This window comes from Chryseobacterium sp. CBTAP 102, assembly GCF_003201365.1.
In the GTDB taxonomy this organism is placed as follows: Bacteria; Bacteroidota; Bacteroidia; order Flavobacteriales; family Weeksellaceae; genus Chryseobacterium; species Chryseobacterium candidae.
Window position 1 is genome coordinate 148,169 of the sequence record NZ_QICX01000008.1, and the last position, 15,983, is coordinate 164,151.

Genomic DNA, 15,983 nt, shown 5'->3' on the forward strand with positions numbered 1-15,983 from the left:
ACCAAACTGGGATTAATTCTATTTCGTATATCTGTCAGATAATGGATAATTGAGTTTTGCTGGTTTATAATAGACTAAAATTTAGATTGATAATCTTAAATAAAAGTAGTGAAAAAATTGCATAAAAAAACCTCTAATATGTAGAGGTTTTAAGTTTATGTAAAATTAATATTTAAGCATTTCTTCGATTTTACTGCTGAGCTTTTCAGCATTTGGGAGCATTTCTTTTTCCAGTACCAGATTGATCGGAACGGCAGGAACATCCAGCGATCCCATTGTTTCTACCGGAGCATCAAGATATTTGAAGCAGTTTTTAGAAATACGATGTGCAAATGCTTCTGCAAAAGAGTTATTAAGCTGTTCTTCAGTAAGAACGATACATTTTCCGTGCGCTTTCACTCTTTCAAAAACAAGTTCTTCATCCAGAGGAATTAATGTTCTTAAATCAATTACTTCAACTCTTCCATTGAAGTTTTTGGCTGCTTCTTTAGCCCAGTAAACTCCCATACCATAAGTAACCACTAATAAAGTTCTGCCTTTTTCAGTTTCATCTTTATCAGCTTCAATGATCACTTTACCTTTTCCGAATGGAAGAACATAATCTTCAGCAGGTTCTATCGTTTTAGCATCTTCAGTTCCCGGAACTTTACTCCAGTATAATCCTTTATGTTCCAGCATTACTACAGGGTTCGGATCATAATATGCTGCTTTTAATAATCCTTTAAAATCGGCAGCGTTACTTGGGTATGCTATTTTGATTCCTTTGATATTGGTTAAGATACTTTCAACACTTCCGCTATGGTAAGGACCGCCGCCGCCATAGGCTCCGATAGGAACACGGATGATGTTGCTTACAGGGAATTTTCCACCACTTAAATAACTGGATTTTGAGATTTCTGTAATTAACTGGTTGATTCCCGGATAAATATAATCTGCAAACTGTACCTCAACAATTGGCTTAAGCCCAACAGCACTCATTCCTGCTGTAGATCCAATGATATAAGCTTCCTGAATGGCTGTATTGAATACTCTTTTGCTTCCGAATTTTTTTCCTAACGTCACCGTTTCACGAAAAACTCCACCAATTCTTTCTCCTACATCCTGTCCGTAAAGAAGCGCTTCCGGATGTTTCCACATCAATTCCTGTATAGCGTGGATGGCAGCATCTACCATGACAATTTTTTCTCCGTTGGCAGGCTCGCGTGTTCCTGTTTCCTCTGTAATTGGAGTAGGAGCGAAAACGTGCTGCATTACGCTTTCAGGCTTTGGATCTTCAGCATTTTTAGCTTTTTCGAAAGCTTCTTCTGCTTCAAGACGTGCTTTTTTAGTGATTTGCTTTAAAAGATCCTCATCAGTACCTGTTTCCAGTAAATGTTTTCTAAGGATTTCTCCCGGATCTTTAGCTCTATGTTTTGTTAAATCTTCTTCGTCTCTATAGAATTCTCTTCTTACTCCGGAAGTGTGATGACCAATCAATACCGTTTTTGCACAGACAACCAAAGGTTTTCTTTCTGTTCTTACAAAGTCCACGGCTTTTTTCATGGCTTCGAAACTTTCCACAAAATCAGTTCCGTCTACTCTCATTCTGCTTAATCCGGTGAATCCTGCTACAAAATCATAAGCGTCACAGGTTCTTGCTTCGTCTTTAGTTACAGAAATTCCCCATTCATTATCCTGAACCAGGAAAATGATAGGAAGCTGGTGTAAAGCGGCAAACTGTAAAGCTTCACTCACTTCACCTTCCGTAACGGAATTGTCTCCAAGGCTGCAAACCACAACAGGATTGTTTTCAAATTCCTGAAGATTAAAATCCTGAATGTATTTAATTCCCTGTGCTACTCCTGTTGTAGGAATGGTCTGCATTCCTGTAGCAGAACTCTGATGAACAATTTTGGGTTTATTTTCATCCCTGCTTGAAGGGTGTGAGTAATAAGATCTTCCTCCTGAAAAAGGATCATCTGCTTTAGCCAGTAATTGAAGCATTAACTGATAGGGTTCAAAACCGATTCCCAAAAGAATACTTTCATCTCTGTAATAAGGAGAAACCCAGTCTTCTTTCCTGAGCTGATAAGCTGTTGCAAGCTGTATAGCTTCGTGACCTCTGGAAGTACTGTGAACGTATTTGCATACGTTTCGGTTTTCTTCGTAAATGTCTGCCATGGCTTTGGCCAGCATCATATGATTATACGCTTTGAGTAATATATCCTGAGAAACTTTTTCGTGAATTGCATTTTCCATAGGAAGCAAATATACATAAAAAAACAAAATACTAACAACTGTTAGTATTTTGTGAAAAATCTTTGTTTATAAAGGTTATTCCTTGATCACTTTTTTAGAAATAACATCTTTGTCTGTTTTTATTTCAATGATGTAAATTCCTTTTGTGTAGGCGGATAAATCTACTGCTTCTTTATCATTGTTAATAATACCTGTTTGTAGTTTTTTACCTGAAAGATCATAAACATTAAAAGTCGACTTTTTAGGAGCTTTCAATATATTGGTAAAGTCTTTTACCACAGTTGGAGCTACTGTTACAGCATTCATTGCAAATCCGGTCTCTTTAGCTCCCAGTACTTCGTTAAATCCTGTTACGATGACAGAGTAGTTTTGGGGAGAAGTAACACTTGGGGAAGCGTTATTTTTTAATGTTCCTTTATGGGAAATTTCAATTCTATAAACAGCTCCTGGTGTTGGGTTGTCAATAACTACCTGTTCTACGTTGTCTACTGTGTTATCCCCTTTTGTTGCAGGCAACATAGGATTGTTTGCATTCAGTTTCCAAGGAAGGTATGTTGTATTGTTTGCTGTATTGATAATCTTTACATCTAAATCATTAATTAATCTTGAGACTCTGTTGTTGTATAAATTATCCCATTGATTCGTAATATTGGTATATTCCGGATCAATCCAGGATATGGTTACTTTTAAGGGTTCAGATCCTGATGCTTTAACTGTTTTAGTATTAATACTACCATTATTTAATGTTTCATCATTAAATATGATGGTGTTGTTGGATTTTCCTACAAGAAGTTCAGCACCTTTTTTGGCATTAATGTATCCCCAGCCGTACCATGGATCTGGACCTATTTGACCAGCTTCAAGAGCAGAATGCACCATTAAAGTTTTTGAAGCAGAAGCAATAAGCTGAGCATTGTTGAATAACGATTTATAAATCTGCATCCAAAGTCCAATAATCCCAGCTACCTGAGGGGCTGCCATTGAGGTTCCGCTATTAATTTGCCAAGTTATACTTCCTGTTGTATTTTCTGCTGTAGAAGCCATCCAGACATCGGTGCCCGGAGCAGAAATATCTGGTTTTATACCACCATCATCTCTAGGACCTGCGCTGCTATAATCAGACTTTAAAACATCTGTAGCTGCAGTATATCTATTATTGTTTGTTGTAATAGGATCAGTTGCGCCAACTACAATAATGTTTTTAGCCAATGAGCCGTAACCTATACAGTCATAGCCCTGTGCACAGTTAGCAGGTGGTTCTGTACCTGTTGCATAAGTAGAATATCCTGATCCGTTATAATAATAAGCTGTTGTAGTACTACCTAAATATCCTGGTCCGAATCCGAAATAATTTCCGGCAGATTTCACGATAGTATACGTTGGGTTATTATACACAATAGCATCATATGATCTGTCGTTTGTATAATAAGTTCCCATTAGATCGTAATTAGTTCCGGAAATATAATTTCCTCCCCAATACCATCCGTTGGCAGGATATCCGTTTGCCGTAGTTTTATAATCCCAGGCAGCATTTATACCATAAGAGTGATTGGATATTTTAGGTTGGGCCAGCAAGATTTTATCAAATACAGTACTTGTAGTTGAGTTACCAGGTAATGTTGTTGTTGCAAATCTGTAAGAATCCATTGTAGAATTTAATGCAATTCCCATTGCATTTCCTGTGATTGTCACTCCGTTACTGGTACCTGATAAAGGTGAAGATTTCGCACCGATAATACTTGCTACACCTGTTGAATGGGCGCTGTAAGCATTAGTAGCTGCTTCTTTGTTGGAAATTCTACCTGCCGCGTTATTAAAAGCGGTATGAGCTTCATAAATCCTTCCTCCATCAAAAATTGCATATACAATTCCTTCACCTTTAAATGATCCGGCTAGTCCATTGACACCTCCCGCAGTTGTTAAGGCATCAACATTGTTATTTAAAATTTGAGTTTGATCTTCTGACTGATAAAAGTTTGGAACATTTCCACTAAACCCTGCCAGATTTTCTCTCATTTCCTGAATTTTTTTTTGAGTTTCAGGATTTCTATCACTACCAAATCTTTTTGAAACATAAGAGTCAAACTTTTCATTATTCTCTTTGTTTTGTCTTTCAAATTCTCTCTTTAAACCATCGTTGTTTTGTGCACTTACTAAAGCTATTGCTAATGTGCTGATGAGAAGTAGATGTTTCTTCATGTTAGTTGTTGAAATATTAAAATTGTAATCCTTCAAATATATGGTGAATATTTAATTATTGATAATTTTTGGTAAATAATTCTAATTTTTTTAATTAATTTTTAATATTTTATTTCAACATTATTTGAGTTGGTTGTTTTTTTTACAAAAAATAACTGTTTAACTATTCTGAATGTTGTAGGTTTTTGTGTTTTATCATAAACTAATAATTGGAAAAAATGAAGTAACTTTACATTCTCTTTTTATATATAAGTTAGAACATTATATGTATTTAATTTTTGACACAGAAACAACCGGTTTACCAAAAAATTTCAACGCTCCGCTTTCAGACTCGGATAACTGGCCAAGAATGGTTCAGATTGCATGGCAGGTACATGATGATGATGGGAAATTGATTGAAAACCAGGATTATATAATAAAACCTGAAGGATATGATATTCCCTTCAACGCAGCACGTATTCATGGGATCACAACCAAGATTGCCAATGAAGAAGGACGAGATCTGCAGGAGATTCTTGAAGAGTTTTCTAAAGTTCTTGAAAGGGTAAGAGTTGTATCCGGACATAATGTAGAATTCGACTATAATATTGTAGGAGCAGAGTTTTACAGAAAAAACATGAAGGATAACCTTCAGGAAAAACCCAAAGCAGATACCATGATTTTGGGAACCGATTTCTGCCAGCTTGGCGGAGGACGTGGAGGAAGATTCAAGCCCCCGAAACTTGAAGAATTGTATGAAAAACTTTTTGGAAACAAATTTGATGAAGCCCATAATGCCGCTGCCGATGTAAATGCTACTGCTAGAGCTTTCTTTGAAATGGTGAGAATTGGAGTAGTACCCGCTGAAACATTAAAGATTTCCGAAGATCAGCTCGCTTATTTCAGAAGTCTTTATCCGGATCCTATCAAGCCTTTCAATATTGTTATCAGAAGGCAGGTTGCAGATTTTCATAATAAGAAAAAGCAGCAGGATTTCGGAAGTATTGATGAAATTGATTTAGGTAAATATTTCAATTTTGATAATCACAGTGTTTTCTCCACACTTACCGCTACTTCAAGCATCAATGATCTGATTAGAAAAGCTTCTGAGGAAAGCTTCCCTGCTGTAGGTATGGTGGACTTGGGAAACATGATGGGTGCTTTTAAATTCGTTTCAGCGGTGGAGAGCGCTAATGGTGACAGGGCAAAGAAGCATAAGGAATACCTGGCAAAAAAACAGGAAGCAGAAGAAAACGGAACAGAGTTTAATGAAGTTGAGCCTGCTTCCGAACCACTTATCCCAGTTGTAGGTTGCGAATTTTATATTTCGGAGCGTTACGAGCAAAAGCAGTTTACCAAAGATGATCCGGACAGGAGAACTCAGGTAGTGCTGCTGGCAAAAGATTTTAACGGGTATAAAAATCTGGCAAAACTTTCCAGTATCGGATTCCTGAAAGGATTCTATTTTGGAGTTCCAAGGGTGAGCAGAGAATTGATAGCCCAATATAAAGAAGGGGTTATTGCTTTAACTTCCGGAATTATGGGAGATATTCCTGATGCGATCTTAAATACCGGTGAGCAGAAAGGGGAAGAGCTTTTCAAATGGTGGAAAGATACCTTTGAGGATGATTTTTATGTACAGATTCAGAATCATAAACTGCCTGAAGAAGAGCATTTAAATGAAGTTCTGTTGTATCTGGCGGATAAATACGATGTTAAAATCCTGGCTCAGAACGAAACTTTTTATACCAATAAGGATGATTCTAATATCCAGGATATTGTAAGCTGTATTAAAGATGGGGAAAAACTAACAACACCCGTTGGAAAAGGATTTGGTAAAAGAAGAGGTCTTGCAACAGGCGAGTATTATATCAAAAGTTCCGACGAAATAAAAGAAGCCTTTTTAGCTTATCCTGATGCGTTTGATGCTTATGAAGAATTTACGGCGAAATTTAAACCCTATACTTTAAAAAGAGATGTACTTCTTCCTAAGTTTGATATTCCGGAAAAGTTTATTCATGCAGAAGATGAGATAGACGGAGGGAAGAGAGGGGAGATGGCTTATCTTAGCTATCTTACCTATGAAGGAGCCAAGAAAAGATATGTGGAAACCGGAATAACGGATGAAATTAAAGAACGTCTTGACTTTGAGCTTGAGGTTATCGCCAATACCGGTTATCCAGGATACTTCCTTATTGTACAGGACTTTTGTAATGAAGCCCGGAATATGGGAGTTTGGGTTGGCCCGGGAAGGGGTTCTGCCGCAGGATCAGCAGTAGCGTATTGCATCGGAATAACCAATGTGGACCCAATTAAATATGACCTCCTTTTTGAGAGATTCCTGAATCCGGAAAGGATTTCCATGCCTGATATTGATATTGACTTTGATGATGAGGGAAGAGATAAAATTATCAAATGGGTAGTTGAAAAATACGGGAAAACTCAGGTAGCACAGATTATTACTTACTCGGTGTTGGGTGGTAAATCTGCTATTAAAGATGCCGGAAGAGTTTTGGATGTTCCCATTCCTGACACAAATAATATTGCTAAGCTGATTCCTCCGAGTCCGGGAATGAACATTGCAAAAGCTTTAGCGAAATACGATAAATTAAAACCGGAAGAACAGATGCTTGTTGATGAGATGAGATATGTTCTTAACAGTCCTGATGATGCACGACACGGAGTGTTGGCAAGTGCCAAAAAGATGGAAGGCTGTATCAGAAATACCGGAATTCACGCCTGTGGTGTGATTATTACACCGGAAGATGTGAGTAATCTGGTTCCGGTGACAATAGCGGCGAAAGATGCAGATATTCTGGTGTCTCAGTTCGATAACTCCGTTGCGGAAAGTGCCGGCCTTTTGAAAATGGACTTCCTTGGGTTGAGAACATTGACTATCATTAAAGATGCATTGAAGCTGGTAAAAGCAAGATATAATATAGATATTGATCCTGATCTTATCCCGCTTGATGATGCCAAAACGTATCAATTGTTTAAAGAAGGAAGAACGGTAGGAATTTTCCAGTATGAAAGTCCCGGGATGCAAAAATACATGAGGGAGCTTAAACCCACAGTTTTTGCCGATCTTATTGCTATGAACGCATTGTACCGCCCTGGTCCTATTAAATACATTCCAAACTTCATCAACAGAAAACATGGAATTGAAGAAATTGTTTACGACTTACCGGAAACAGAAGAATATTTAAAAGAAACATATGGGATTACCGTTTATCAGGAGCAGGTAATGCTTTTGTCCCAGAAATTGGCCAACTTTACGAAAGGTGAAGCCGATACTTTGAGGAAAGCAATGGGTAAAAAGCAGATTGACGTTCTTAATAAAATGTACCCAAAATTCATTGAAGGAGGTAGAAAGAACAACCTGAATGAAGAGAGATTAGAGAAAATCTGGAATGACTGGAAGGCCTTTGCAGAATATGCCTTCAACAAATCTCACTCAACTTGTTATGCATTCATCGCTTATCAAACGGCATTTTTAAAAGCCAATTATCCTGCAGAATATATGGCGAGTGTGATGAGTAACAACATTAATAATACAGATTCAATTACCATGTTTATGGAAGATTGTAAAAGTATGGGAGTAGATGTTTTAGGGCCGGATGTGAATGAATCTCAATACAAATTCTCTGTAAACGAAAAAGGACAGATCCGTTTCGGATTGGGAGCGATTAAAGGAATTGGCGAAGGGCCGAGTGAAGCAATTACAAGAGAAAGAGAAAACGGAAGATTCAAGAATATTTACGATTTCTTTGAAAGGATATTGCCTTCACAGATGAACAAAAGGGTAGCAGAAAGTTTAGTGCTTGCCGGTGCTTTTGACGAATTGGATGCTTTTCACAGAGGACAGTATTTTGATATTGACATGGCTGGAAAGACAAATCTTGAAAGACTGATCAGATATGGACAGAGCTTCCAGGAAAGCAAAAACGAAATGGAGTATTCTTTATTTGCTGATTTTGCAGAAGAAGTTCAGATTGAACAGCCAAAATTAGCACCATGCCCCGAATGGCCGAATATGCATAAGCTTAATAAAGAAAAAGAGATTATTGGTTTTTATCTTTCTGCACATCCGCTGGATGAGTTTAAGTATCAGTTCCAGTTTATGCAGGGACAGCTTTCCAAAAAATCGGTTCTTGAGAAAAATGATGAAGATAAAGTGGTAACAGATGAAGCACCTGTTTTGGAGCAGGACGCCCAGGATGAAGCTGCAGATCTTACAGAAATTGTATCGGATGATGTAATGGCGGGTGAAGAAGAAGTAATAGAAGAAGTGACTAAAAAAGCAGAGCCAAAAGGAAACTTCTTATTCCTGAATCTTGATGAGGTAGATGCTTACAAGGAACAGGCTTTTTCGAATAAACAGGAAGAGTTATTTGAAGAGAAAAAGAAAGACTGGAAAACCCTTCAGAAAGAAAGAGAAAATGGAGGTGGCGGGAAAGAATATACTGTAGCCGGTCTTATTACCGAATATAGAGTTCAGGATGGTTTCAGAAGTGGTGAGAAAGTAGCTTTTGTTACTCTGGAAGATTATTCCGGTTCGTACTCATTCAGGCTTGGAGATAGGGACTATATGAGATTGAAAGAGAAATTGGAAGTTCAGAGATTTGTTATTTTTAAAATAAAATTTGCGCAGGTAAAAGATGGAAGAGTCTTCGTGAATGTAAATGATGTGATAGAACTTCAGGAAGCATTTGAACGATTTGCCAAAAGTATATCTTTAGTAATGGATGTAATGGATGTAAGGCCTGAAGATCTTGATTTTTTCAGAACGGTTCTCGACAGAAACAAAGGAAATCAAAAACTGAAATTCTTTATCAAAAACCTCGAAGATGACTCTCATATTGAAGTGCAGTCTATGAAACATTCGGTGGATCTCAATGGAGACCTGATTAAAGAAATTCAGCTTCTGAATAAATATGAGTTTTATTTAAACTAGAATAGTAGATTATAATGTATAAAGAGTGGCTTCTGTCACTCTTTTTTTGTTTATATATTGTCAATATTCATGAAAAATTTTAAATAGTTTTTTATGTTAAATAGAAAAAAAATCTGAAGTCTATTTTAATTGTATATTAGTTAAGTATTTGATTATCATTTAATTAATATTTTTCAATGAATTATGAAATAAATCTTAAAATTAAATAAACGTTTGATTTTATTGTATTTTAATAGCTGTTTTATTATTTTTTATTTAATGTTTTGTGATGTTTTTTAATATTTCGTTTAAAAATTAAATTAATATTTATAAATTTACCGCCATAACTATTATTATTACTATTTTATGAAGAAATTATTACTTTCGTGTTTAGCTTCCGTGAGTATGGGAGTTTATGCACAAACTGATGTCGCCAACTATACTTTTTCAAAAAGTACCGGGGTGGCTTATACTTCCATTACAGGAGGTACGAAATTATTCCCTTCCGGGACTAATACGACTTACGACAATGATGTGTCTGCTGCGATTACATTGTCTTCTCCTTTTAATTTTGGAGGTGTTGCCATGACAACATGCTATGTGAGTGCCAACGGATTTATAACATTTGGAGCGGCTCCTTCAGGGACAAATTATACTCCTTTGTCTTCTTTGGGTTCTACTACAGGAGCAATTTCTGCTTTTGGACAGGATGGAGGTTTTTCATCATCTGATACAACTCAGCCCGCAGGAAATCATGAAGTTCGATATGAAGATCTAGGAACTGAATTTGTTGTACAGTGGCAGGATCATGCCAACTACTTTAACCGATCTACAGAAAAATTAAATTTTCAGATCAGATTGGTTTACGCTACTGGTGAAATAAAGATCATTTATGGAAGCTGTACAGATCCGGGAACCAGTACTTCAGGAAGTACTCCACAGGTAGGAATAAGAGGAAACAGTACTACCTTTGCATCCAATGTAAATTCCCTGATGATAGGAAATGTGCCTTCCGGAACTACCTGCGACTGGTCTAAAGCTGTTACAGGTAATGCTAATAACAGCACAATGGTTTTTTCCAGTGCAACCAATGCTAGTGTTAAAATCCCGGCTGGGTTGCAATATAAATGGACACCAGGCACACAGGCTCCGGTTAGAACTTTTACGGCCGCCACTGCAATTACCAATAATGCTGCCACTGTAAACTGGACAGCTCCGACAGGTGCAACAGCCTACAATGTTCAGTATAGAGAAGTTGGAAGCTGTGATTGGACCGACCTTGTTGGTAACCCGGTTTCTGCTGCTTCAGCTACAATTTCAGGTCTGACTCAGAATACAAGTTACCAGGTTCAGGTTCAGGCTTTAAATGGATCGGTACAATCCATATACTCTCATATTCCAAATGCAGCCGGAACGGGGAATGGGTATGCCTCTTCAGGATCTTTTACAACTACAGCTAACTGTGCAAGTACGGTAACAGGTCTTTCTTCTTCTGCTGTGACTCCTGAATCAGCAACAATAAGCTGGACAGCTTCTACAACACCTCCGGGTAATGGATATGAGTATTATTATTCCACATCTTCAACAACTCCGCTTGCAACGGCTACGCCTTCAGGATCTGTAGTTGCTGGCGTAACAACAGCTAATATATCTGGTCTGACTCCTTCAACTCAGTATTATTATTGGGTAAGAGGAAACTGTAATGGGACAGATAAAGGAGTTTGGTCAAGCTCTGCTAACTTTACAACACTTGGTCTATGTCCTACCGTTACAGCTCCTGCATCCAGTGCTACAGGAGTAAGTGTAACACCTACGATCACATGGAATGCAATAAATGGCGCAGCCGGCTACAAACTGAAAGTTGGAACTACCTCAGGAGGAAATGATATTGTAGATATGGATATTACTGGTGGGGCCAATAATTCTTACACTTTCGCTGCTCCTTTAAGTTTTGCGACTACTTATTATTATTCTGTAACTGCTTATACAGCTAATATTGCAGGACCTGCTACGGCATGTACGGTAAGATCATTCCAGACCATATGTAATTCATCTAATTTACCTTATACTTTAGATTTTGAAAACGTTACAACACCTGCATTACCAATTTGTACAACAGTGGTTAACAGTGGTTCCGGAAATTTATGGAAAACAGCAACTGCTCCTACTGGCTTTACAGGGAAAGTGCTTAATTATTCCTATAATACTTCTAATGCTGCCAATACATGGTTTTTCACACAAGGTTTAAATCTTACTGCCGGAGTTAGCTACAGAATTAAATATAAATATGCAAATGCAACGGGTGCAACACAGTATCCTGAAAGAGTAAAAGTTGCTTACGGATCTTCCGCTACAAGTTCAGCAATGACGAATATCATAGCAGATCATGGTAATATTATCGGTGGAACTGTTACAAATACTTTTACAGACTTTACGCCAAGTGCAACAGGAGTTTATTATATAGGGTTCCAGGCATATTCTCTTGCTGATATGAACCAGATTTATGTGGATGATATCAATATAGATGTGACTCCTAGCTGCTCTGAACCATTGGCTGTTACTGTTTCGGGGATGACAGTCAATGCAGCAAATGCTTCCTGGACTGCCCCAGCTACCGCTCCTGGAGTTGGATATGAATATTACTATTCTACAAGCAGTACAGCTCCTACAGCGTCTACTGTAGCTTTAGGAACGAGTACCACAACTTCAGCTCCTTTATCAGGGCTTTCTCCTTCTACTACTTATTATTTATGGGTGAGATCGGTTTGTAGTTCTTCTGATAAGAGTGCATGGAGTATTGTTGCTACATTTAATACTCTTTGTGGAACTGTTATGGCACCTTTTGTTCAAAACTTTGATAGTGGAGCCGCACCAAACTGCTGGAACAATATAAATCCTTCGGCAACAACTACTGATGCTACTCTTTTCTGGAAATTTGCAGGAAGTGCAGATTATGGTGCAAGTCCGGCTAATAACGGCAAGGCTGCAGGTACGTACGCTTGGGTAGACGCAAGTTCACCATATGCTGGAGCAGGTGTTAATACCGTGCAATTGGTTACTCCTTCTGTAAATTTAACAGGATTAACTGCACCTATTGTTTCTTTTGACTGGTTTAAAAATCACTCTACAGTATCTACTACTACGGTTTCACCTTCTACTTATGATAATAATAAGCTTACCGTTGAAGTAAATGATGGAAACGGCTGGGTAGCCATCTTTAGTGATAATACCAACTTAAATCAATGGAGAACGGTTGCGGTTCCATTAGCGGCTTCTTATATCGGAGCTACTATTCAGGTAAGGTTTACTGTAGATAAAAATGTGAGTGGTAATGGATATTACTATGATGATGTTCTTTTAGATAATGTTGAAATAAAACAAAATCCAAATCTGGCAACTTCTGAAACTGCAGTAAAAGAAAATAAGATTAATGTATATCCTAATCCGTTTACTGATACGCTAACAATTTCTGATGTATCCAAAGTACAGTCTGTTTCAATTGTTGATGTTTCCGGCAGATTGATTAAAACCATTGAAAAACCTTCCTCTGAACTTCAGTTGAGAGATCTTAAAGAAGGATTGTATTTGGTTGTTTTGAATATGAAAGACGGGTCTAAACAAACCCTTAAAGCAATTAAGAGATAAAATTTATTAATCATATCCTATGAAACGACAGCTTCTGGCTGTCGTTTTTTTTTGTTATTTGTGATGTGTTTTTCCAGGGACTTCTCATTATTTTTTTACTTAAAAAAAAGATGTTTCAAATTATTGTAAATTCGTAGACATATTAATAGCCAAAAACTTATACATGAAAAAAATCTTATTTTTATGCTTACTGATGTTAAATATTGTACTAAGTGCTCAAATCAAATTAGGTGCAGGAAGTACAGATACTGGTAATGCTCCGGTCAATACTGATTATAGTACTTCTTATTCTCAGCAGATTTTTACAAAGCAAGAAATTAATTCTGATGCCGCAGGAAATATTACCGGGCTTAAATTTTATGTAACTTCTTCTGCAAATCCAGGGTACTCGTCAACTTGGGATGTATACATAGGACATACTACAAAAACCACCTTTGCGCCTAATGATAACTGGATTTCAAGCGGACAAATGACAAAGGTTTATTCTGGTGCTATTTATAATGTAAATGGAATTATAGATATAACCTTTACGACTCCTTTTGCATATGATAATGTCCAGAACTTAATAGTTGCAGTTCATGGAAAGGTATCTAATGACAATCCTTCTAATCAATTTTTTGTCTACAATACTACAGAAGGAGGGGGGCTCTATATTTTAGATCCTGGTTTTGGAGATCCTTCTACCAACAATCAGGGAAATGTTTTGCCATATAAATCTGTAATAACTCTTAAGGGTTTGGTGCCGAGTATTTTACCAGTATGCCCTGCAGTGTCTTATCCTGTTAATAATGCAGTGCTTGTACCTACTTCATCCGTGATTACCTGGGCTGCATCACAAGGAGCGACAAGTTACAAAGTTTCAATAGGGACTACACCAGGAGGAACTGATGTGGTAAATCAACAATCTGTAACGGGAACAAGTTTCACACCATCGTCTCCGCTTTCACTGACTACAACATATTATCTTAAGGTGACGGCAGTAGGATCAACAGGAGAATCCTACGGTTGTGCTAATATCAAGTTTACAACTGCATCATTAACTCCATCTAATGATGAGTGTGCAGACGCTGTGGAATTGGTTGTGAGCCCAACTATAGATTGTACAAATTTTACTCCTGGTACAAATTTAATGGCGTCTGTATCTAATCAGGGGCAAAATTCATGTATTAATTCTTATAGTCATAATGATGTGTGGTATAAATTTACTGCTATAGCTTCCAAACATATGATTAAATTAAGTAATATAACCTCCGTAGGAGCAGTAAATAATAAGTTTATATATTTTTCTGTTTTTAAAGGAAGCTGTGGTAACTTAACAACTATTGCATGTAGCCACGAAGCTCAATATTATTCAATTGTAAATGATCTTACTCCAGGTGAAACTTATTATGTAAAAGTATTTACTCGTGCTAATTATGGTGCTGCTCAAAATTTTGATATATGTGTGGTAACGTTTCCGCCACCACCAGTCAATGATGAATGTGGAAATGCAATAGATTTACCTGTAAATCCTGATTTGAATTGTGCAAGCATTACTCAAGGAACCATTATATCCGCGACAGATTCCAGTCTGTCACCTGTTACTTGCTATAATAGTCCTAATTCTGATGTATGGTTCAAATTTACAGCAACAGGCAGTAAGCATGTTATTAAATTAAGCAATATTATCTATAAAGTCCCGGTATTTTATGCTCCTACTTTACGTTTTCAGGTTTATAAGGGGGATTGTAATAGTTTAGCTAGTCTTTCCTGTTCTTATCTGAATGCTTTGGCTGTAGATAATCTTACAGTAGGAGATACTTATTATATAAGGGTTTATAGTAGTTCGACGCAACAATCCAGTGCTATGGATTTTGATATATGCATATGGACAGATAATACACCACCTCCTCCCAATGATGAATGTATAAATGCCATTGCTTTGCCTGTAAATTCTGATTTGAATTGTTCCGTTGCAACAGCTGGTAGTACAATGGGGGCTACAGCATCGAATATATCAGCTCCTACATGCAATGGTGTTGCAAAACCGGGAGATGTCTGGTTTAAGTTTACGGCTACCGCAACAGGTCATTTGATTCAATTGAAAGATTTGGTTTCTCTTGGGGTGCAGTCCGGTACTGAAACCTACTTTCAGCTTTTCAGTGGTGATTGTGGTAACCTTACAAGTATTAAATGTTCACATCGTATGGGCGGGGTTTCCGGGCTTACAATAGGCCAAACTTATTATATAAGAGTATTTAATACTAGATACCCAAGTGAAGTTGTCGGATTTAATATATGCATTGGAACATTGCCGCCGGTTCCAGTTAATGACAGTTGTTCCGGAGCTTTGGATGCTTCTGTATTTCCTTATAGTTACACACAAACAGATGCGTTAGCTGCAACTAATAATAATGGATTTGTTACAGCTTGTAGCCCGGCAATGAATGATGGTACATGGTTTACGTTTACAGGGGACGGTTCTACTCATAAAATTATAGTATCACCTATAGGAAATGAATTTCCTAAGGTTGGAGTTTATAAAGGAGGGTGTGGAAGTTTAACTTGTATTACCAGAGGTTGGCATTCTACACCAATATCGATTGATACTGTTCCGGGAACTGTGTATTATGTGAATGTTGGGAATGAAAGTTCAACTGTGGATTTTTTAGAATTTCCTTTTACAATTACTATTTCCAAAGGGACTTTGGGAGTTTCTGAAGTTTCTAAAAACGGAGAAAGTATAGAGGTTTATCCGAATCCATTTAGAGATACCCTGAATATTGCAAAACCAGATAAAGTAAAATCAGTTTCTATTCTGGACTCTTCCGGCAGATTGATTAAAACCATTGAAAAACCTTCCTCTGAACTTCAGTTGAGAGATCTTAAAGAAGGAATGTATTTAGTAGTGCTGAATATGAAAGACGGATCTAAACAAACCGTTAAGGCTATTAAGAAATAAATAATTTCTTTTAAAAATAGAAAAAAGAGACTGTTCATTTCGAACAGT

General features: G+C 37.3%; 5 protein-coding genes. 3 read left to right on the top strand and 2 right to left on the bottom strand.

All coding sequences use genetic code 11. The features are described 5' to 3' along the window. Positions 1–165: 165 nt before the first annotated feature. Together C8D70_RS13050 and C8D70_RS13055 are read right to left on the bottom strand one after the other, a co-directional pair. Positions 166–2,238, bottom strand: coding sequence for a thiamine pyrophosphate-dependent enzyme (locus C8D70_RS13050; protein WP_110367593.1), 2,073 nt, complete (start codon positions 2,236–2,238; stop codon positions 166–168). 75 nt (positions 2,239–2,313) lie between these two features. After that, positions 2,314–4,437, bottom strand: a complete 2,124-nt coding sequence (locus tag C8D70_RS13055) for a S8 family peptidase (protein WP_110367594.1) — start codon at positions 4,435–4,437, stop codon at positions 2,314–2,316. A gap of 265 nt (positions 4,438–4,702) precedes the next feature. Between C8D70_RS13055 and dnaE the strand changes: the two genes are divergently transcribed. From dnaE to C8D70_RS13070, 3 genes are all read left to right on the top strand, one after another. Beyond that, positions 4,703–9,370 carry a DNA polymerase III subunit alpha gene (gene dnaE / locus C8D70_RS13060; RefSeq protein WP_110367595.1) on the top strand — a complete coding sequence of 1,556 codons (4,668 nt, stop codon included), beginning with the start codon at positions 4,703–4,705 and terminating at the stop codon, positions 9,368–9,370. A 345-nt stretch (positions 9,371–9,715) separates the two neighbouring features. Next, positions 9,716–12,994, top strand: a complete 3,279-nt coding sequence (locus C8D70_RS13065) for a fibronectin type III domain-containing protein (RefSeq protein WP_110367596.1) — start codon at positions 9,716–9,718, stop codon at positions 12,992–12,994. A 163-nt stretch (positions 12,995–13,157) separates the two neighbouring features. Then, the gene (locus tag C8D70_RS13070; protein ID WP_110367597.1) at positions 13,158–15,935 is read left to right on the top strand and encodes a T9SS type A sorting domain-containing protein; all 2,778 of its coding nucleotides are present in this window, start codon (positions 13,158–13,160) and stop codon (positions 15,933–15,935) included. Positions 15,936–15,983: the final 48 nt, after the last annotated feature.

Excerpts from the sequence above, each read along its gene's own strand:
- C8D70_RS13050 (WP_110367593.1), bottom strand. The coding sequence starts at position 2,238 with ATGGAAAATGCAATTCACGAAAAAGTTTCTCAGGATATATTACTCAAA.
- C8D70_RS13055 (WP_110367594.1), bottom strand. The coding sequence starts at position 4,437 with ATGAAGAAACATCTACTTCTCATCAGCACATTAGCAATAGCTTTAGTA.
- dnaE (WP_110367595.1), top strand. The coding sequence starts at position 4,703 with ATGTATTTAATTTTTGACACAGAAACAACCGGTTTACCAAAAAATTTC.
- C8D70_RS13065 (WP_110367596.1), top strand. The coding sequence starts at position 9,716 with ATGAAGAAATTATTACTTTCGTGTTTAGCTTCCGTGAGTATGGGAGTT.
- C8D70_RS13070 (WP_110367597.1), top strand. The coding sequence starts at position 13,158 with ATGAAAAAAATCTTATTTTTATGCTTACTGATGTTAAATATTGTACTA.